Raw genomic sequence first — 18,171 nt, forward strand, 5'->3', positions numbered from 1 at the left:
CACAGTATGTTGGCAGGGTGAGGACACCGGCGACTGTGGTGGCGGGCGTGGATTTCGGCGACGCGGCTTTCGCGACCGAAGTTCGCGACGGAGTCGCCCGCATCGAGGATCTGATGTCCACCGAGCTGGGCAAGGCGGACGAGCTGATGGCCGAGGCCGTCCAGCACCTCTTCCAGGCCGGCGGCAAGCGGTTCCGTCCGCTGTTCACGGTGCTCTCGGCGCAACTCGGGCCGGATCCGAACGCCTGGCAGGTGTCGGTGGCCGGTGCGGTGATCGAGCTGGTGCACCTGGCGACGCTCTACCACGACGACGTGATGGACGAGGCGCAGATGCGGCGCGGGGCGCCGAGCGCCAACGCCCGCTGGGGCAACAACATCGCGATCCTCGCCGGTGACTACCTGTTCGCCACGGCCTCGCGGCTGGTGTCGCGCCTCGGCCCGGACGCGGTGCGGATCATCGCCGACACGTTCGCCCAATTGGTCACCGGCCAGATGCGCGAGACGCGCGGCGCGGTCGAGGGCGTCGACGAGATCGATCACTACCTGAAGGTGGTGTACGAGAAGACGGCCTGTCTGATCGCCGCATCCGGCCGGTTCGGGGCCACGTTCTCCGGCGCCGACGAGGCGCAGATCGAACGGTTGGCGCGGCTCGGCGGGATCGTCGGCACGGCGTTCCAGATCTCCGACGACATCATCGACATCGACAGCGATCCGGACGAATCGGGCAAGGTTCCGGGCACCGATCTGCGTGAGGGTGTTCACACTCTGCCCGTGCTGTACGCACTGCGGGAGTCCGGTCCGGACACCGACCGACTGCGCGAACTGCTCGCCCGCCCGATCGACAACGACGACGATCTGGCCGAGGCGCTGCGGCTGCTGCGCCGTTCACCAGGCATGGAGCAGGCCAAGGCCACCGTGACGCGCTACGCGCAGCAGGCCCGCGACGAGCTGGCCGCGCTGCCGGACGTGCCGGGTCGCCAGGCGCTGGCGTCGTTGGTGGACTACACGATCACCCGGCACGGTTGAGCGTCGCCGGAACCCAGACGGCTGTATGCAGCGTTGGATCAGCGAAGACTTCACGAGGAGGTAGCTGATGACGTGGCATCCGCACGCGAACAGGTTCAAGACGTTCCTGTTGCTCGTGGGCATGTCGGCGCTGATCGTGTTCGTCGGTTCGCTGTTCGGTCGGTCGATCATGGCGCTCGCGGTGCTGTTCGCCGTGGGCATGAACGTCTACGTCTACTTCAACAGCGACAAGATGGCGCTGCGGGCGATGCACGCGCAGCCGGTCAGCGAACTGCAGGCACCGGTGATGTACCGGATCGTGCGGGAACTCGCCAACGCCGCGCACCAGCCGATGCCCCGGCTCTACATCTCCGACACCGCGAATCCGAATGCGTTCGCGACCGGCCGCAACCCGCGCAACTCGGCGGTGTGCTGCACCACCGGCATCCTGCAGATCCTCAACGAGCGTGAACTGCGCGCGGTGCTGGGCCACGAACTGTCCCACGTCTACAACCGCGACATTCTGATCTCGTGTGTGGCCGGCGCGTTGGCGTCGATCATCACCGCGCTGGCCAACATCGCGCTGTTCGCCGGCATGTTCGGTGGTAACCGCGAGGGCACGAATCCGTTTGCGCTACTGCTGGTTTCGTTCCTGGGGCCGATCGCGGCGACGGTGGTGCGCCTGGCGGTGTCGCGGTCGCGTGAGTACCAGGCCGACCAGTCCGGGGCGGAGCTGACCGGTGATCCGCTGTCGCTGGCGTCGGCGCTGCGCAAGATCTCCGGCGGGGTGGAGGCCGCACCGCTGCCGCCGCAGCCGCAGCTGGCCGACCAGGCGCACCTGATGATCGCGAGCCCGTTCCGGTCGGGGGAGAAGATCGGCAAGCTGTTCTCGACGCATCCGCCGATCGCCGACCGCATCCGCCGGCTCGAGGACATGGCCGGGCGCGGCCCGGGCCACTACTGAGCGGCGCCCGCGCGTCGAGATCCACACCAGGGTCGTCAAGGCGCCCGCTTGGCAGCCCTCACGTCGATCTCGGCGAAAGGCAGCAGCCCCGGCCGCGAAACGAAATCCCCCGGCCGCGCGATGATCAACGCATGGGAAATCAGTCAGCCGATGCGCGCCGCGGCACCCGCACATATGGTGTGGGCGTGCTCAGCAGAATCCTGGCAGGCGCCGCGACCGTCTTCGGCGCAGCGGTCATGACGGCAGGCCTCGCCGCGGCCCAACCGCCGGCGCCCGCCCCGCCCCCCGCGCCCAACGTCAACGCGTGGCCGCCCGTGTCTCCCATGGAGTTCACGGCGATGAACGGCACGTGGTACGCGTTCGGCGCGCCCGGCGACCTCACGTGCGTCATCCAGCGCGGCGGCGCCTACGGCTGCAGCGGCCCCCTTCCCGCCGCCCCACAGGGCGCCAACCTGGTCAGCGGTGGCATCGGTGGTGTGCCGACATTTGCCAACGTGGGGGCCCCGTTCTCCAACGTCGTCGAAACCGTCAAACCGTTGCCGGCCAACACCCGGCTGAGCTTCCAGACGGTCAGTTGCGGCACCGACGGCACGATGACCACATGCGTCGACGCGCACAACGGCGCCGGCTTCGTCATCAGCCCGGCCGCCAGCTTCGTGCTGCAGCCCAGCAACCCCCTGCTGATGCCGCGCGAGGGCCGCAGCAACCCCTACTTCAACTGAGCATCGGCTCCGAGCAGCGCGCGTAGCAGCACGTCGGCGCCCAGCGTCAGGTCCTCGGGGGCGGTGGCCTCGCCGGGTGCGTGGCTGACACCGTCGACGCTCGGAACGAAGACCATGGCCGCGGGCGCGATCCCCGCCATGATCTGGGCGTCATGTCCCGCGCCGCTGCACATCGTGAGCGTTGTCGCGCCGAGCGCGTCGGCGCCGTCGACGATGTGACGGGTCAGCGACGGGTCCATCGGGACCGGCGGTTGCACGACCCCGCGCTCGAGCGTGATCGCGGTGCCGGTGGACGCCGCGATGTCGCCGGCCCATCGGTCCAGGATCTCCAGGCCGGTGCCGATACGCCCGGCGGCGTCGTCACGGATCTCGATCCCGACAGTGGCGACCCCCGGGATCACATTGCGTACACCCGGTCCGATGCCCAGCGTCCCCGTGGTGGCCACCCGGACGTAGCCGTCGTCGGCCAGCGCCCGCACCGCGAGCACGAGCCGCGCCGCCGCCACCGCGGCGTCCCGCCGAGCCGACATCGGTGTGGTGCCCGCGTGATTGGCCTCGCCGCTGATGGTCGCGGTGACGCCGGCCTGACCGGTGATACCGGTGACCACGCCGATCCGCGCCCCCGAATCCTCCAGCACCGGGCCCTGTTCGACGTGCAGTTCGAAGAACCCGGCGATGCGCTGCGGTGACCACGCGGCCTCGGCGATGCCCGCCGGATCACCGCCGGCGGCCCGGATCCGGTCGGAAAGCGTGACGCCCTCGGCGTCGACGTGCGCCAGGTCGGCCGCGGTGAGTGCGCCCGTCACCGCCTTGGAGCCCACCATGCCGGGAGTGCCGCGGGCGCCCTCCTCGTTGCTGAACGCCACGACGACGAGGTCGTGGCGGAGCTGTCGGTCCGCGCGGCGCAGCGCTTCGGCGGCCGCCAGCGCAGACAGCACCCCCGCGGGTCCGTCGAGCGGGCCGGCTCGCACCACGCTGTCCAGATGGCTGCCGGTGAGCAGCGCGGTCTCGCATCCACTGCCGGGCAGCCGGCCGAACAGGTTGGTGGCCGCGTCGACCCACACTTCGAGTCCGGCGTCGGCCATCCAGCCGGCGACCAGGTCGCGGGCACGTACATCCTCGGGCGAGTAGGCCAGCCGCGTCACTCCGCCCACCGGGTCGGCGCCGATGGACGCCAACCGGGCGATTCGGTCGTTCAGCAGATCGCCGGCGACCCGCAGCTCACAGACCGAGGAGTGCACTGGCTGCGCAGTTGGCCGAGAGATGCGCCTGGTAGGCCCGCCAGCCGCCGAAGTCGGCGATGTCGAGAACCTTGTCGCCGGGGCGGATCCGGTCAGGCTGCAGGATCATCGCGCGTACCGTCGACCCGTCGGACAGCTCGATCGACCCGATCTCCAACTCAGCGGGCTCCTGCGGCAGCAGGACGTCGAAGAGCAGCTCGTCGGACATCTCGTAGAGCTCGCCGGTGATGGAGGCACCGTCACCGTCGACGGGGAACAGGCCGGGGAACTCGTCACGGATTGCGAAGAACCGGTAGTGCGGCGCCGTGGTGACAGCCCCGACGAGCCGGGCCAGACCGGCGATCGCGCCGTGGTCCTTCTGCCCGGACATGGCGGTGCCGTTGAGGAACATCAGTTGCATGGTTGAGCCTTTCGGTGACAGCTGCATGTGCAGCTCGGTGTTTTCCGGATCAGGACAGGGTGGTGTCGGTGCTGGCCCGGTGAGCGTCATCGGCGCTGCGCCGCACGTGCGCCTCGGCGGCCGCGACGGCGCGGCTGACGTCTCCGCTGGAGAGTTCGGCGAGCAGTTCCTCGTGCTGTTGCACCGCGGGCAGCGCGCAGGCCGGATCGCGGTAACTCAGTTCGGCCGCCACATCCAGGCACTGCAGCAGGTAGTTGTCCAGCAGTCCGGCGAAGCGGTTGCCGAACGCGATCCGGTAGACGGAGGTGTGGAAAGCCAGATGGATTTCGCCGAATTCCTCAGACCCGAGCCCGAATTCGTCGATCGCGGCACCCATCTGAGCGATCAGCGAGCGGGGTTCGGCCCACTGCTCGGGTTTGGCCCGCTCGCAGGCCAACCGGGCCGCCAACTTCTCGAGCTCGGTGCGCACCAGGAACAGGTCGGCGATCTCGTCGGGGCCGATCCCGCGCGACCACAAGCCACCCGCCGTGCCGCGCGCGACGAAGCCGTCGCTCTCGAGACGGCGCAGCGCGTCGCGCACCGGCGTCCTGCTCACCCCGAGCTGGGCGGCCAGTTCCGTCTCCACCAGGTGCGTGCCCTCCGGGATGCGGCCGCTGATCAGGGCGTGCCGCAACGCGCGGTAGACGTGCTCGTAGGTCTTGCGACGCGACTGGGTGGGAAGTGATCCGATGGCCCGCAGGCCGTCGTTGTCAGTCAAGATCCACCCCTGCGCCGTCAGACCTGTCCACTGGCGTCCCGGGCGATATAGCACCCGGCACCGGGTTTGCCGGTGAAGACACCGTTGTCCACTATCACCCTGCCACCCGAGATCACCGTGCGCACCGCGCCGGTGAGTCGCCACCCCTCGTAGAGGCTGTAATCGACGTTCATGTGGTGGGTCTCGGCACTGATCGTCGTCGTACCGTTCGGATCGAAGACGACGAAGTCGGCATCCGAGCCGACGGCGATGGTGCCCTTGCGCGGGAACAGACCGAACAGCCGGGCCGGGGTGGTGGCGAACACATCGACCATGCGTCGCAGCGACAATCGGCCGGCGACCACGCCGCCGGAGTACAGCAGCTGCAGACGGTGCTCGACCCCCGGCCCGCCGTTGGGGATCTTCGAGAAGTCGTCCGCGCCGATCGTCTTCTGCCCGTTGAGGCAGAACGGACAGTGGTCAGTGGAGACCACCTGCAGGTCGTCGGTGCGCAACCCGCGCCACAGATGGGCGTGGTGGCGGGCATCCCGCAGCGGCGGTGTCAACACGTACTTCGCGGTGTCGAAACTCTCGTCGTCGTACACGCTGGAGTCCAGGAACAGATAGTGCGGGCAGGTCTCGGCGAACACCGGCCGGTTGCGATCACGGGCGGCGGTCACCTCGGCGAGCGCCTCCGCACACGACAGGTGCACGAAGTACACCGGGGATTCGGCCATCTCGGCGAGCGCGATGGCCCGATGCGTCGCCTCAGCCTCCGCCAGTTCCGGACGCGTGCGGCCGTGCCACGACGGGTTGGTGCGGCCCTGGGCCAGGGCGCGCCGCACCAGGACGTCGATCACCGGTCCGTTCTCGGCGTGGATGCAGCACAGTGCGCCCACCTGACCGGCCCGTTCCAGAACCTGGAACAGCGTGGCGTCGTCCACCATCAGCTCACCCGGGTACGCCATGAACATCTTGATGCTGGTGACGCCTTCGTCGACCAGCTCGTCGATCTGGCCGAGCGATTCGGCCGCCAGTTCGGTGATCACGATGTGCTGCGCGTAGTCGATGACGGCCTTGCCCTCCGCCGAGGCCAGCCCGTCGTCGACGGCGGCACGCAGGTGCTGACCGCGTTTCTGCTGGGCGAAGTTGACCACGGTCGTGGTGCCGCCGAAGGCGGCGGCGGTGGTGCCCGACGCGTAATCGTCCGAAGTGGTGGTCAGTCCCATGTTGAATCCCAGATGGGTGTGCGGATCCACCCCGCCCGGCAACAGGTAGCAGCCGGCGGCGTCGACGATGTGGTCGGCCGGAAGGTCCAGCGTCGCGCCGATCGTCGTCACCCTGTCATCGGCTACGTATACGTCGGCGAGGTAGTCGTCCGCGGCGGTGACCACCCGCGCGCCTTTGATCAGAAGGCTCACAGCGCACCCACCCAGGCGCGGTCGTCGTCGCTGAACCGGTTGATGCCCAACGGTTGCCCGCAGCAGCGCTGGTAGATGTCGCGGAAGTACGGTTCGAACACCTTGTTGGCGTCCTCCACCTTCGCGAACCGCTCCAGGTATTCGCCGCCGAGTTCCCGGACTTCGTCGAGCACGGCGTCCTCGTCGATCAGCAGGCAGCGACCGTCGCGCACCACGGGCTCACCGTTGACCCACACTTCGGTGATCGATTCGCCGTTCTCGACGTACACCAGGTGCTGGGCGATGTCGTTGGCGGGGGTGAAGTTCACCGAACGCAGATCCAGCATCAGGAAGTCGGCCTTGCGTCCGGGCGCGATCGCGCCGACCTGGTCGCCGACGCGGGCAGAGGTGGCGCCGCCGCGCGTCGCCGCCCACAGCACCTCGTCTGCGGTCGGCCAGGTGGTGTAGTCCGGTTGGGTCACCTTGTGCAGCAGCGCAGCGGATTTCACCACGTCGAACATCCGCGCCGAATCGTTGCTCGACAGTCCGTCGGAACCCAGACCGAGGTTGACACCGGCGTCGAGCAGCGCGCGCCACGGCGCGATCCCCGAACCGAGTTTGAGATTGGAGATCGGGTTGTGCGCCACCGACGCGCCGACCTCGCCGAGACGGGCGATATCGGTGTCGGTGAGCCAGATCCCGTGCGCCAGCGTCGCCCGGTCGCTGAGCACGCCCAGGGAGTCGAGGTGTTCGACAAGGGTGGAGCCGTAGAACTCACGGCCGGTGACGGCCTGCATCTTCGTTTCCAGGACGTGCACGTGATAGGTCGTATCGTGTTCGCGGGACAGCTCGTTCGCCGCGATGAACAGATCGTCGGTGCACCGCTGCGGGCCACTCGGTGCGATCACGTATCGCAGCCTGCCGGCTCGGCCGTCGTAGCGCGACAACGCCTCCTTGCTGATCGCCAGGTATTCGTCGACGGTGCGCGGGTCCACGGCGCGGGCTTCCGCGAGCAGCTCGGCGGGCAGCACCTCCTCGACGTAGGGGATCGAGTCGATGTAGGGCCGGTTGACGATGTTGCCCGAGCAGTTGGCGCGGATGCCGATGTCCTCGTAGCCGCGGAACACCTCGTCCAGCGCCGAGAGGCTCTGGGTGGGCATCTCGATGACGTCGTCGAGTAGGCAGGTGGCCCCGTTGCGCAGCGACTCCAGGCCGACCAGCAGAGTGCGCAGGTACACCAGCCGGTCCGACATCGGCTCGACGCCGAGGATCGGATACGACAGCAGCATCCACAGCTCGAGCGGCAGATTGTCGTAGCGGCCCTTGAACAGGGCTTCCCAGGAGTGGACGTGGGCGTTGACGAGGCCCGGCATGATCAGACGGTCGGTGCAGTCCACCACCGTCGCGCCCTCGGGTACCTCGATCTCAGGTCCCACCGCGTCGATGCGGTCGCCGACCACCAGCACGTCGGCACGGAACGGGTCACTGCGGTGCTCGTCGTCCATCGCGACGACGAGGGCATTGCGGAAAAGCGTGGTCACAGAATCTCCTTGGCGCTGGGAAACAGGTCAGTGCGGCGGTGCTCGAAGTAGCGCAACGCCTTTCGGGTGTCGGGAAGGGAACCCAGGTCCACTTCGGCGAGCAGCAGACCCGGTCCGGCCTCACGCGGTCGGCGGGCGACGAGTTCGCCGTCGGGACCGACGACGCAGGACTCGCCGAAGTTGTCGATCGGGTGCCCGCCCACCCATTCGACGCCGACTTTGTTCGCGGCGACCGCGAACACGCCGTTCTCCCGGGCATGGGTGCGCAGTTCGGCGTGGAAGAAGTCCGCGGTGTCACCGCCGCTGCCGGCTACGGGGACCACCACGAGATCGGCGCCGAGAGCGCGCAGTTCACGCCACGGCTCCGGGAAGCGGCGGTCGTAGCACACCAGCACGCCGATCCGACAGCCGTCGACAGAGTGCACGCCGAGCCAGCCACCCGCGGTGAAGTGCGCCGCCTCGTCGAATCCCGGTGCCGGGCTGTCGGCGACCGGCAGGTGCATCTTGCGGGCGACGGGATGCGCGGTGCCGGTGCGGTCCACCGACGGTGCGATCCGGCCACGGTCGATGACGACCGCAGAGTTGTGGAACGTCCCCTCGGCCGTGTCCTTCTCGAACAGCGGCAGCACGACGGCGACTCCGAGTTCGGCGGACAACTCCGCCATCCGGTCGCTGTGCTGACCCGGCACGGGTTCGGCCCAATCCTGGTACGCGCCGGCCGGTTCCCCGGCGAAGTACGGTGTGGTGGCCAGTTCCGGAAGCACGACCAGGTCCGCCCCGGCGGCGGCTGCGTCCCGGACCGCCGCCTCTGCCACGGCGAAGTTCTTCTCTCGATCATCCTCACATGCGGGGAGCTGCGCCGCGGCGACGACGACCACGGTCATGCACGGATCCGTTCCTGCTCGGCGAAGGCGCGGTCGACCTCGTCGGCCAGCAGGTCGACGAGCTGATCGTGCAGCGCGTGGTAGCCCGGCGAACGCGGATCGCGCGGCCGTTCGAGGTCTACGTTCACCGTGGCCTTGATCCGCCCGGGACGGGCGGTGAACACCACGATCCGGTCGGCCAGCGCCACCGCCTCGTCGATGCTGTGGGTCACGAAGATCACCGAGGCGCCGCTCTCATCGCGCAGTTGCGCGACGTAGTTCTGCATCTTGGCGCGGGTCTGGACGTCGAGTGCGGCGAAGGGTTCGTCCATCAGCAGGACGCGCGGCCGCATCGCGAGCGCGCGGGCGATGGCCGCACGCTGGCGCATACCGCCGGACAGCCCGTCGGGATGGTGGTCGGCGAACCCGCCCAGACCCATGGTGTGCAGCAGGTCGCGTGCGGTCTCGCGACGTTCGTTCTTGGGCACCCCGCGCAGCTTCAGGCCGAAGCCGACGTTGTCGGCCACCGACATCCACGGGTACAGCGACGACTGCTGGAAGACCATGCACCGGTCGGGTCCCGGCCCGGTGACGGGCTCGCCGTCGGCCTCGATCGATCCGGACGTCAGCGGTTCCAGACCCGCGATCATCGACAGCAGGGTGCTCTTACCGCACCCGCTGGGCCCGAGAATCACGACGAACTCCCCGGCCGCGATGTCGAGGTCGACGCCGTCCACCGCGACGAGTTCGGGAGTGGTTTGCTCGAACGTCTTGGTCACAGCGCGGCAGGCCACCGCACCGGTTACGTTGTCGGTCATCGCTTTCCGCCTCCATTGGTCATCGGTTGCCACCACAACAGCCGGTTCTGCAATTGCCGGAACAGGACGTCGAGCAGGTAACCGCTCAACCCGATCACGGTCATTGCGAAGAACACCAGGCTGGCGTTGAAGGTGTTACGCGCCAGCATCACGACCTGGCCGAGTCCTGTTCCGACACCGACGGCCTCGGCGAGTAGGACGACCATCCAGGCCGCGAACAAGTTCAGTCGCAGGCTCTGCATGAGACCCGGCAGGATGGAGGGCAGGAGGACCTGCCCGAGGATCTGCCGCCTGGTGGCCCCCATGGTGCGGGCGACGTTGACGTAGGTGGCGGGAACGTCGTTGATCAGGCTGATGGTGGCCAGGGTCATCACGAAGTACACCCCGATGAACACCATGAACACCGCGGGTGCGTTGCCGATCCCGAACAGGAAGATCGACACCGGCAGCCAGGCGATGGGGGAGATCGGGGCGAGCAGGGTGACGGCCGGCAGCACCAGTCCCCGCGCCACCCGGAACTGGCTGATCAGCACCCCGGTGATCAGGCTGGCGACGAATCCCAGGGCCAGGCCGGCGAGCACCCGCAGCACGGTGGCCATGACGGTGCTCAGGACGGCGACCACCGGCTGGGCCTGCTGCGCACCGATTGTCGAGGTGTCGAAGAACTGTGCCTGACTGGTGAAGTCCTGCAGGAAGATGTGCGGCGGAGGCAGCAGCAGTTCGGGCGCGAGGCCGACTGCCCAGGCAAGCTCCCAGATCCCGGCGAACACGGCGACAGATGCGATCCACCAGCCGGCGGCGGTCGCGATCCTGTGAAGGCGGGAGTTGGTTTTGCGTGGCGGAGTGGGCTTCGGCTTAACGGTCACGCCGACGGTGGTGGTGCTCATGCGGTTTTCACCTTGAGGGAGTCGTAGACGCCCTTGTTCTCGGCGATGACCTGCTCGAGCAGCGACCAGTCGAAGATCTTCTCGTCGGGCAGCGCCTTGAGGTAACCGAGGTCTTTCATCCCCACCGCGCGGTCGAGCATGAACTTCGACTTGGACCGCTGGTCGACGATGCAGGGCTGCTTGCTCGACGCGTCGCGAGCGTCTTCGGCGCTGGTCTTGAAATATGTTCCGACGGTCGCGTCCACGGCTGACGCTTGATCCTGCTCGACCTGCTGCTGGGCGACGAGGAGGCCGTTGATCACGGCCCTGACCGCGTCGGGGTTCTCGGCAAGCAGCGGATTGCGCACCGCGAGTACGCAGTCGGTGTAGTTGGGGCCGTAGACATCCTTGCCGTCGGACAGCGCCACCGAGCCGGAGACCGCCTTGAGTGCCTGGGTACTGTAGGGCTCGATGTGGCACATGCTGTCGATGGAACCGCTGATGAATGCCTGTGCGAGTTCGGGTGAGGTGCCGAAGTAGCGCACCTGGATGTCGTTGAACGACATGCCCGCCTTCTGCAGGTAGTCGTAGGGCAACATCTCGAGGGTGTCGGCCTGGAAGGTGCCCAGCGTCTTGCCCTTGAGGTCGGCCGCGGAGTTGATACCCGGCTGCGCGACGATCGTGCAGCCCTCCACACCACCGCCGGCGACGATGGTCACGGGGGCGCCGGCGTCGTAGAGCGTCAGGAACTGGGTGTAGGGGATCAGCGACATGTCGACCTGTCCGGCCCCGAACAGGGTCACGATGTCGGCATTCGTCGGCGTGACTACGAAGTCCACTGCAGCACCGCCGGGTTCGGCGAGGTTGCGCTCCTTGACCAAAAAGATGCCCAGGTTGCAGAAGCCGGTGCCGTGCGTGGCCTTGAGCGTGGTGAGGCCGCCCGGGCCGCCAGCGTTCGTGGGACCGGCGTTGGAACAGGCCGAAAGTAGCCACGACGGGACCGCGACCGCGGCGCCGGTCATGGCTGCGCCGCGGAAGAAGTTGCGGCGGTTGAACGATGGGATGGTGAACTTCTCGGTCATCGGGCGGTCTCCTCGGCATGCTGGGCATTGAGCTCGTCGTTGAGCAGGTCGAACATCACGGCGTCCACCGGTGCGATGGCGTCGGCGGGTACCAGGTCTAGTGAGCGCAGGGTGTCCCACCGTCCGAACACGGCGGACACCATGTCCCGGATGTCCACACGCGCGGGCTGACGCCGTGCGGCTGACAGGAGTTCGTCGTGTCCGAAGCCGGGGTAGAACTCCGCGGCATGCCGGATCGCCGCGGAGAGGTCGGCGGCGATGAACTCGTCGGCCCGCAGCATCGCCCGGATGGCGGCCCGCACCTGCTCGGGGCGCTCACGCAGGAATTTGGCCGAGACCACCAGGGTGGTGTCGGGGAACGGGTCGCCCCACAGTTCCGTACCGTCGGACAGCACATGCCCTCCGGCGGCCCGAACCCGCCCGGCGAACGGCTCGGCCAGCGACAGCGCGTCCAATTCCCCTGCGCGCCAGGCGTCGATGGCGTCGGTGAGGATGTCGAAGTAACGCAGCTCCACATCAGACATGCGAAGACCGCCCGCGGCGAGAACATCGTGCAGCAGCACCTCCATCGGGTCGGTGCGGAAGGTGCCCACGGGCCGACCCGCGAGCGCAGCGGCGTCGGTCATCGGGTTCCGGGTCAGCACCGAGATTCCCATCAGGCCGCTTCCGGCAACCATGACGGGCGGATCGGGCCGGAACGCGTCGATCAGGGGTTGGGTGAACGCCGCCGTCCCGAGGTCGGCGACTCCGGTCGCCAAAAGCTCAGCGGTGGAACTGATGTCGTCGAAATACGGCGCGACCACCTGCAGGCCTTCATCGGCGAACAGCCCCTCGCCGACGGCGACGAACAGCGGCAGGTTCGACAGCGAGCAGCCATGGGTCAGGACGAGACGGTCGTCGCTCATGCCGCACAACCCGCGAGGTGCGCGTCGGTGTCACATGCCAGCGGCACCGTCGTGGCGCCGGTCCGGACGACGTTCCAGCCCGGCGCCGCGGCCGCCTCCGCAACCACGGCGGTGGTCCGGACGGTGAGGTGCCGCGCGTCGGGTCCCGACAGCATCGCGACCGCATCGGCGAAGGTGATCGCGATGACCGGCCCGCCGAGGTCGGCCAGTCCCACGATCCGGATGTCGATGCCCGGGACGGCGATCCACCCCCCGGACAGCTCCGGAAGGTCGGTCGAGGCCACCGCGCGGCCCGGTGTCAGCGCACGCAGAGAAGTGCGCTCTGCCTCCGAAAGCGCCGGGTCGGCCGGGTCGGCCGCTACGAGGTCCAACGTGGCGCCGCAGCAGGATCGGGGGCTGCCCGCCGCGATGTGCAGCCGCCGGCTGAGGACCGGTCCCAGCAGGTCAAACGCATGATCGGGAGCCGCGCCCGGCCACTGCAGAGCGGCGAACCGGGACACTGTGTCCTGTATACAATGCATGCGGAGGATTACAGGGCTGCTGGATTGCCGGCGTGTTACCTCCGCAGGCTGCCCGTGTTAACAGTTGTGACGGCCACGTTTTTCGGTGCGCGGACCGCATGGCACCGCTCGGGCCCGAGCAGCGGCAACTGACCTAGAAGCCCTGGCCGTGCACCTCGTGGCCGGGCTTCTCGGCGACCAGGCCGTGGTAGGCCTGCTCCACCGTCGACCCTTGGTTGATCACCCCGTCGACCTCGCGGGCGATCGGCATGTTCAACGCGTACTCGTCGGCGAACTCCATCACCACCGTGGAGGCCTTCACGCCTTCTGCGACCTGGTTCATCGACGCGATGATCTCGTCGATCGATTTCCCCGCGCCCAGCTGTTCGCCGACATGACGGTTGCGGCTGCGCTGGCTAGTGCAGGTGACGATCAGATCGCCCATCCCGGCCAGTCCGGCGAAGGTGTCGCGGTGGCCGCCCATCGCCTCTCCGAGTTTCGACATCTCCCGCACCGCGCGGGCGATCACCATGGCGCGCGTGTTCTCCCCGATGCCGAGTGAATAGCCCATGCCGACGGCGATCGCGTAGACGTTCTTCAGCGCGCCGGCCATCTCGACACCCACCACGTCGTCGGTGGTGTAGGTGCGAAAACGCTTGGTGCGGAACAATTCTGCCAACCGTGCCGCGAGGTGGGGGTCCGGCATCGCCAGCACTGCCGCCGCGGCATACCCGTCTGCGACCTCGCGGGCGATGTTGGGCCCGGCGAGGATTCCCGCCGGATGCCCGGGCAGCACTTCGTCGACGATCTGACTCATCCGCATATTGGTGCCCTGTTCGAGCCCCTTGACCAGCGACACCACCGGCACCCACGGCCGCAGTTCGGTGGCCAGTTCCTCGAGCACCCCGCGGAACCCGTGTGACGGCACGCCCATGACGACGACGTCGGCGCTGTTGGCGGCCTCGGCGAAGTCGGTGGTCGCACGCAACGTCTCGCTCAGTACACAGTCGTCCCCGAGGTAGCGGGAATTGCGGTGGTTGGCGTTGATGTCCTTGGCGGTGTCCTCCGAGCGCACCCACTGGATCGTCGGCGCGCGCCGCGAGCAGATCGATGCGACGGTGGTACCCCAGGAGCCGCCTCCGAGGACGACGACGTTGGGCTGTCGATGCGCGTGTGCCATGGCGATCAGCGTAGGACGGGTGCCGCCGGCCGGAGGCCGATTCGATTGGTGCAGCAAGCGTGTCACGGGCCAGGTGATACTGAGATCCGGTCGGCGCAGGGGGTGTGGTGACGGTTTCACTGTCGGTGGTGGAGACGTCCAACCCAGACGGTCTCATCGACGCCGCCGGCCAGATCCGCGAGAAGATCACCCACCTCGACACCCTGCTGACCCAGCAGCGCCGCGCGCTGGCCGAGTTGCGCGCGAACTGGCTGGGCAAGGCCGCGGCAGCAGCGATCGCGAAGGCCGAAGCCAACCTCGACCAGCAGGAGACGCTGCGGGCGCGACTGCGGGCGTTGCAGTCGGCGTTGCAGTCCGGCGGTACGCAGCTGTCCTCGACGCGGCGCGGGCTGCTGATGCTGGTCAACACCCTGCGCGCCACCGGCTGGCAGGTCGCCGACGACGGCACCTGCACTCCGCCGTCGTACCTGCCCCCGGTGTTCAGCGGGCTGGCCATGGCGTGGACGGCCCTCATCAAGCGGCTGCGGTCGCAGTACAGCGAGATCGACCAGTCGACGGCTGCGGCGATCACGTCGGCGCTGGGCGGTCCGGTGCCGCGGACGCCGCCGGGAACGCTCGGCGATCCGCGTCAACTCCCGAACAAGGACACCGCACCCGAGGACGTCAAGAAGTGGTGGGACTCGCTGAGCCAGGCCGAGAAGGACGGGCTGATCGCCGAGCATCCGCCGGAGTTGGGCAACCTCAACGGCATTCCCGCCGAGGTACGGGACAAGGTCAACCAGGCGGTGATGAACGCGTGTGATCACCGATATCGCCACCGGCAACAGCGACCGCTTGGCGGCACAGGATCTGCTCGCCGAGGGCCGCCGCCAACCCCACATCACCACACCCGACCACATCGATCTACCGTTCGGCGGCAGAGTTCCGTTGCCGCACCTCGATACCGATATTCCGGGCAGTCCCGCCTTCATCGACCCGGAAGCCGGCCGACCAGGGAGCTCTGTGACCACTGACCATGAGTACACACCGGCCGGGTGAGAGAGTGCGGGCGGCGCTGGCCGTCCCGCTGCTGTTGTGCACGATCGCGCTAGGAGGGTGCTCCATGTCGAAGCCCGGCGCCGGTGGCGGCGAGCAGGTCGCCAGTCCGATGTCCGACGGACAGGCCGAAGCCCAGGTCGTCGATGCCGGCAGGCAGCTACGGACGGTCGCCGGTCTGCAGGACGTCGGCGGGGGGTTTTCGTTCGAATCCTGCAACGACCAGGGTGAGCCGCCCTATCGCGGGTTCGTCGAGATGAGCGCCCAGCTGCCTGCGGGCACCGACACCGACACCTATGCCCGCCAGGTCGCCGACGCCATGGTCGCGGCGGGCTGGACCGACGGTCCACCGCCGGGAAAGAAGCCGTACGGCACGGTCATCCACAAGGACGGGGTGATGGTCGTGATGGGGCCCGGCAACGTCGACGGTCTGCTGGCGTTCACGATCTCGGGGGAGTGCCGCAACACGACCGATCACCGCGACGACGGTAAGGCCGTCGGCCGCGACATCACCGCGGAGTTGCTCAGCGGTAGTTGACGAACTGCAGAGCCACGTCGAGGTCGGCCTGTTTGAGCAGGGCGATGATGGTCTGCAGGTCGTCGCGCTTCTTGCTGCTGACCCGGATCTCCTCGCCCTGGATCTGGGCTTTGACACCCTTGGGGCCCTCGTCGCGGATGAGCTTGGTGATCTTCTTGGCCTGCTCGCTGGTGATGCCCTGTTTGATGTCGCCGCTGACGCGGTAGGTCTTGCCGCTGGGCTGCGGGTCGCCGGCGTCGAACGCCTTCATGGAGATGTCGCGGCGGACGAGCTTCTCCTTGAAGACGTCGACGGCGGCCTTCGCGCGTTCCTCGGTGGAGCTGACGATCTCGATGGTCTCCTCGCCCTTCCAGGCGATGGTGGTGTCGGTGCCCCGGAAGTCGAAGCGGGTGCTCAACTCCTTGGCTGCCTGGTTCAGCGCGTTGTCGACCTCCTGGCGATCGACCTTGCTCACGACGTCGAAGCTGGAATCCGCCATGGACTCGCTCCCTCCTGGCTTGTTCGGGCGTTTTCGTCTTCGGACCATCCTCGTTGTACCCTGCTAGTCGCACCAAATCCGAGAGGACGGTGCGGACACCCGGCAGGTTGCCCGAGCGGCCAATGGGAGCGGACTGTAAATCCGTCGGCTTACGCCTACGCAGGTTCGAATCCTGCACCTGCCACGCACTGATCAGGCCCCCTCGCAGAGGGGGCCTGATTGCGTTGCGGGACGGAATTGTCACGGATTGTCACAGGCGCGGGGAACTGTGCGTCGGCGTGCTGACTGTGTCACGTAGGAATGAGATCCGCGGCATCGGACGCGTGACGAGGTGAGGAATCGCTAGGGCGACTTGAACTGCACCCGAGTCAGTGCGCTTTCGTTTTTTTCGAATTACGATGGCGGAATGACCGTGACAACCGAGCACACTGTCTTCCCGGCCGACGTCGACCGGGGACTCGCTGCGCTGCTCGTCGCACTGGAGACGGCAAAAGCCCTGGCCATCGAAACAACCGATGGCCAGTCGTTCCCCTTGACGCCCGAACTACGCGACATCCTCACTCATGCAGCACACGCGCTGATAGAAGGCCACGCAGTCACCCTCGAGCCGCAACGCGTCGTCTTGTCGACGCAGGAAGCCGCCGACCTTCTCGGAGTGTCTCGACCAACTCTGGTGAAGCTGCTCGAGACGGGCGCGATTCCCTACACGCAGCCGGGTCGGCATCGCCGGGTGCAACTCACCGATCTACTGGCCTATCAACAGCAAATCCGCCACGAGCGGCGCGACACGCTCGCTGCGATGAACGCTGAAACGGCCGCTGACGATGCGTACGGCCGCCTCGGCGAGTTCGGTGGGGCGCGCTGACCCGTGTCACGAGTACGGGTGATCCTTGATGCGTGCGTTCTGGTGCCCTACCAACTTGCGGACCTTCTGCTTCGCATCGCTGATGCCGAACTGTTTGAACCTTTGTGGTCAGACGACCTGCTTGCCGAAGTTGAACGAAATATCGTCAGCTCGGCGTCCAGCCTGACAAAGCCGCCCGCAGGATCGCGCAGATGGCATCGGCGTTCCCCAACGCGACCGTGACGGGCTTCGAACATCTTGTGCCTGCGATGAGCACGGACCCCAAAGACCGTCACGTCGCCGCCGCAGCCGTTCGAGGCGGGGCTGCCCTTATCGTCACGGCGAACACGCGGGATTTTCCACCGGAAGCCTTGGCGCGCTATGACATTGAGGTCATTCACCCTGACGACTTCCTTCAAGACCAGCTGGACCTTGCCGGGGCCACCGTGCTGACTTGCCTTCAGCAGCACCGCTCCGCCTATACCCGACCACAATTCACCGTTACCGAGTGTTACCTCGGTCTTGAGCGGACCGTGCCTGCTTTCGCCCGGGCGGCGATACAGGCTGAGTTGAGCCAGGCTGGCCACCAGCCGGGCGATCCACTGCCAATCGAGATACGCACCGGGGATGAGGCCTTTGGCGCCTTTTTCCCAGACGGCGAACCAACACCTGACGAGCCCCGCGGCGCTGCATTTATCTGGTGGGAGGCGCTGAGAGGCAAAGCCGAGTTCCTAGATGTTCTGCACGCTTTGACGTTAGATCCGTCTCTGTGGGACGACTACAACCAAGCCGAAGAGATACTGCGCGACCACGGCATGATGCAGTTCCCCGAGCGGTGTCCCGGCGACGATGACATCGCCTACATCAAGTTCATGCCGAACGCGGAACACGCAGCGGTTGCATTCGCGACCACGCCAATCTATGACGCGAAGATCCTGACGCTTCTTCGTTGCGCTGACGGAATCTGGCGTGTTTGGGGACTGAGCCCGAGTCGCTTTCCGTCGGCGGATGAAGTCCGAGGGTCGTGATGTCGCGCTCCGCCGGACACGGGCTC

20 protein-coding genes and 1 tRNA gene are annotated in these 18,171 nt (G+C 67.5%); 8 read left to right on the forward strand and 13 right to left on the reverse strand.

Going from position 1 to position 18,171, the window contains the following annotated elements:
- The first annotated feature begins 17 nt into the window (after nucleotides 1–17).
- The 3 genes from grcC1 (at nucleotide 18) to I7X18_RS04355 (ending at nucleotide 2,690) form a co-directional block, all read left to right on the forward strand.
- Entirely contained in the window at nucleotides 18–1,025 is a 1,008-nt protein-coding gene (gene grcC1, locus I7X18_RS04345) for a nonaprenyl/(2E,6E)-farnesyl/geranylgeranyl diphosphat synthase (RefSeq protein ID WP_193044382.1), read from the forward strand.
- A 67-nt stretch (nucleotides 1,026–1,092) separates the two neighbouring features.
- Nucleotides 1,093–1,968, forward strand: a complete 876-nt coding sequence (gene htpX / locus I7X18_RS04350) for a zinc metalloprotease HtpX (RefSeq protein ID WP_193044381.1) — start codon at nucleotides 1,093–1,095, stop codon at nucleotides 1,966–1,968.
- Nucleotides 1,969–2,099: 131 nt separating this feature from the next.
- The gene (locus I7X18_RS04355) at nucleotides 2,100–2,690 is read left to right on the forward strand and encodes a hypothetical protein (protein WP_193044380.1); all 591 of its coding nucleotides are present in this window, start codon (nucleotides 2,100–2,102) and stop codon (nucleotides 2,688–2,690) included.
- Here the strand turns inward: I7X18_RS04355 and I7X18_RS04360 are convergent.
- From I7X18_RS04360 to I7X18_RS04415, 12 genes are all read right to left on the reverse strand, one after another.
- Nucleotides 2,678–3,931, reverse strand: coding sequence for a Zn-dependent hydrolase (locus tag I7X18_RS04360; protein WP_193044379.1), 1,254 nt, complete (start codon nucleotides 3,929–3,931; stop codon nucleotides 2,678–2,680). The genes I7X18_RS04355 and I7X18_RS04360 overlap by 13 nt on opposite strands.
- On the reverse strand, nucleotides 3,912–4,331 hold the full coding sequence (locus I7X18_RS04365) for an allophanate hydrolase-related protein (protein WP_198730523.1): 420 nt from the start codon (nucleotides 4,329–4,331) through the stop codon (nucleotides 3,912–3,914). The genes I7X18_RS04360 and I7X18_RS04365 overlap by 20 nt, the downstream gene beginning before the upstream one ends.
- 49 nt (nucleotides 4,332–4,380) lie before the next feature.
- On the reverse strand, nucleotides 4,381–5,088 hold the full coding sequence (locus I7X18_RS04370; protein ID WP_193044378.1) for a GntR family transcriptional regulator: 708 nt from the start codon (nucleotides 5,086–5,088) through the stop codon (nucleotides 4,381–4,383).
- Nucleotides 5,089–5,105: 17 nt separating this feature from the next.
- Nucleotides 5,106–6,488: a dihydropyrimidinase gene (gene hydA / locus I7X18_RS04375; RefSeq protein ID WP_193044377.1), complete on the reverse strand. Its 1,383-nt coding sequence runs from the start codon at nucleotides 6,486–6,488 to the stop codon at nucleotides 5,106–5,108.
- Complete coding sequence (locus I7X18_RS04380) at nucleotides 6,485–8,008, reverse strand: amidohydrolase family protein (RefSeq protein WP_193044376.1); 1,524 nt, start codon at nucleotides 8,006–8,008, stop codon at nucleotides 6,485–6,487. The genes hydA and I7X18_RS04380 overlap by 4 nt, the downstream gene beginning before the upstream one ends.
- Nucleotides 8,005–8,892, reverse strand: coding sequence for a carbon-nitrogen hydrolase family protein (locus I7X18_RS04385; RefSeq protein ID WP_193044375.1), 888 nt, complete (start codon nucleotides 8,890–8,892; stop codon nucleotides 8,005–8,007). The genes I7X18_RS04380 and I7X18_RS04385 overlap by 4 nt, the downstream gene beginning before the upstream one ends.
- On the reverse strand, nucleotides 8,889–9,689 hold the full coding sequence (locus I7X18_RS04390; RefSeq protein WP_193044374.1) for an ABC transporter ATP-binding protein: 801 nt from the start codon (nucleotides 9,687–9,689) through the stop codon (nucleotides 8,889–8,891). Before I7X18_RS04390 ends, I7X18_RS04385 begins: the two co-directional genes overlap by 4 nt.
- Complete coding sequence (locus I7X18_RS04395) at nucleotides 9,686–10,576, reverse strand: ABC transporter permease (protein WP_193044373.1); 891 nt, start codon at nucleotides 10,574–10,576, stop codon at nucleotides 9,686–9,688. Before I7X18_RS04395 ends, I7X18_RS04390 begins: the two co-directional genes overlap by 4 nt.
- Nucleotides 10,573–11,637 carry a substrate-binding domain-containing protein gene (locus I7X18_RS04400; protein ID WP_193044372.1) on the reverse strand — a complete coding sequence of 355 codons (1,065 nt, stop codon included), beginning with the start codon at nucleotides 11,635–11,637 and terminating at the stop codon, nucleotides 10,573–10,575. Before I7X18_RS04400 ends, I7X18_RS04395 begins: the two co-directional genes overlap by 4 nt.
- Entirely contained in the window at nucleotides 11,634–12,542 is a 909-nt protein-coding gene (locus I7X18_RS04405; RefSeq protein ID WP_193044371.1) for an ABC transporter substrate-binding protein, read from the reverse strand. The genes I7X18_RS04400 and I7X18_RS04405 overlap by 4 nt, the downstream gene beginning before the upstream one ends.
- The gene (locus I7X18_RS04410; protein WP_193044370.1) at nucleotides 12,539–13,042 is read right to left on the reverse strand and encodes a hypothetical protein; all 504 of its coding nucleotides are present in this window, start codon (nucleotides 13,040–13,042) and stop codon (nucleotides 12,539–12,541) included. Before I7X18_RS04410 ends, I7X18_RS04405 begins: the two co-directional genes overlap by 4 nt.
- A gap of 154 nt (nucleotides 13,043–13,196) precedes the next feature.
- Entirely contained in the window at nucleotides 13,197–14,222 is a 1,026-nt protein-coding gene (locus I7X18_RS04415; protein ID WP_193044369.1) for an NAD(P)H-dependent glycerol-3-phosphate dehydrogenase, read from the reverse strand.
- A 107-nt stretch (nucleotides 14,223–14,329) separates the two neighbouring features.
- On the opposite strand from I7X18_RS04415, the gene I7X18_RS04420 reads away from it, so the two are divergent.
- Together I7X18_RS04420 and I7X18_RS04425 are read left to right on the forward strand one after the other, a co-directional pair.
- On the forward strand, nucleotides 14,330–15,235 hold the full coding sequence (locus I7X18_RS04420) for a WXG100 family type VII secretion target (RefSeq protein ID WP_226862933.1): 906 nt from the start codon (nucleotides 14,330–14,332) through the stop codon (nucleotides 15,233–15,235).
- A gap of 89 nt (nucleotides 15,236–15,324) precedes the next feature.
- Nucleotides 15,325–15,795 carry a lipoprotein LppJ family protein gene (locus I7X18_RS04425; RefSeq protein ID WP_226862931.1) on the forward strand — a complete coding sequence of 157 codons (471 nt, stop codon included), beginning with the start codon at nucleotides 15,325–15,327 and terminating at the stop codon, nucleotides 15,793–15,795.
- Here I7X18_RS04425 and I7X18_RS04430 read toward each other — a convergent pair.
- Nucleotides 15,782–16,273 carry a YajQ family cyclic di-GMP-binding protein gene (locus I7X18_RS04430; RefSeq protein WP_193044367.1) on the reverse strand — a complete coding sequence of 164 codons (492 nt, stop codon included), beginning with the start codon at nucleotides 16,271–16,273 and terminating at the stop codon, nucleotides 15,782–15,784. The genes I7X18_RS04425 and I7X18_RS04430 overlap by 14 nt on opposite strands.
- A 101-nt stretch (nucleotides 16,274–16,374) precedes the next feature.
- On the opposite strand from I7X18_RS04430, the gene I7X18_RS04435 reads away from it, so the two are divergent.
- The 3 genes from I7X18_RS04435 to I7X18_RS04445 all read left to right on the forward strand — a co-directional run bounded on the left by I7X18_RS04435 (nucleotide 16,375) and on the right by I7X18_RS04445 (nucleotide 18,145).
- A tRNA-Tyr gene (locus I7X18_RS04435) sits at nucleotides 16,375–16,457 on the forward strand.
- A gap of 222 nt (nucleotides 16,458–16,679) precedes the next feature.
- Nucleotides 16,680–17,138: a helix-turn-helix domain-containing protein gene (locus I7X18_RS04440; protein ID WP_193044366.1), complete on the forward strand. Its 459-nt coding sequence runs from the start codon at nucleotides 16,680–16,682 to the stop codon at nucleotides 17,136–17,138.
- Between the two features lie 191 nt (nucleotides 17,139–17,329).
- Entirely contained in the window at nucleotides 17,330–18,145 is an 816-nt protein-coding gene (locus tag I7X18_RS04445) for a VapC50 family PIN domain-containing toxin (RefSeq protein WP_193044365.1), read from the forward strand.
- Nucleotides 18,146–18,171 lie beyond the last annotated feature (26 nt).

Source organism: Mycolicibacterium baixiangningiae (genome assembly GCF_016313185.1).
In the GTDB taxonomy this organism is placed as follows: Bacteria; Actinomycetota; Actinomycetes; order Mycobacteriales; family Mycobacteriaceae; genus Mycobacterium; species Mycobacterium baixiangningiae.

Coding starts and splice junctions, on each gene's coding strand:
- I7X18_RS04390 (WP_193044374.1), bottom strand. CDS start 9,689: ATGACCGACAACGTAACCGGTGCGGTGGCCTGCCGCGCTGTGACCAAG.
- I7X18_RS04385 (WP_193044375.1), bottom strand. CDS start 8,892: ATGACCGTGGTCGTCGTCGCCGCGGCGCAGCTCCCCGCATGTGAGGAT.
- I7X18_RS04445 (WP_193044365.1), top strand. CDS start 17,330: ATGGCATCGGCGTTCCCCAACGCGACCGTGACGGGCTTCGAACATCTT.
- I7X18_RS04440 (WP_193044366.1), top strand. CDS start 16,680: ATGACCGTGACAACCGAGCACACTGTCTTCCCGGCCGACGTCGACCGG.
- I7X18_RS04365 (WP_198730523.1), bottom strand. CDS start 4,331: ATGCAACTGATGTTCCTCAACGGCACCGCCATGTCCGGGCAGAAGGAC.
- I7X18_RS04405 (WP_193044371.1), bottom strand. CDS start 12,542: ATGAGCGACGACCGTCTCGTCCTGACCCATGGCTGCTCGCTGTCGAAC.
- I7X18_RS04430 (WP_193044367.1), bottom strand. CDS start 16,273: ATGGCGGATTCCAGCTTCGACGTCGTGAGCAAGGTCGATCGCCAGGAG.
- I7X18_RS04355 (WP_193044380.1), top strand. CDS start 2,100: ATGGGAAATCAGTCAGCCGATGCGCGCCGCGGCACCCGCACATATGGT.
- I7X18_RS04395 (WP_193044373.1), bottom strand. CDS start 10,576: ATGAGCACCACCACCGTCGGCGTGACCGTTAAGCCGAAGCCCACTCCG.
- I7X18_RS04425 (WP_226862931.1), top strand. CDS start 15,325: ATGTCGAAGCCCGGCGCCGGTGGCGGCGAGCAGGTCGCCAGTCCGATG.
- I7X18_RS04400 (WP_193044372.1), bottom strand. CDS start 11,637: ATGACCGAGAAGTTCACCATCCCATCGTTCAACCGCCGCAACTTCTTC.
- I7X18_RS04415 (WP_193044369.1), bottom strand. CDS start 14,222: ATGGCACACGCGCATCGACAGCCCAACGTCGTCGTCCTCGGAGGCGGC.
- htpX (WP_193044381.1), top strand. CDS start 1,093: ATGACGTGGCATCCGCACGCGAACAGGTTCAAGACGTTCCTGTTGCTC.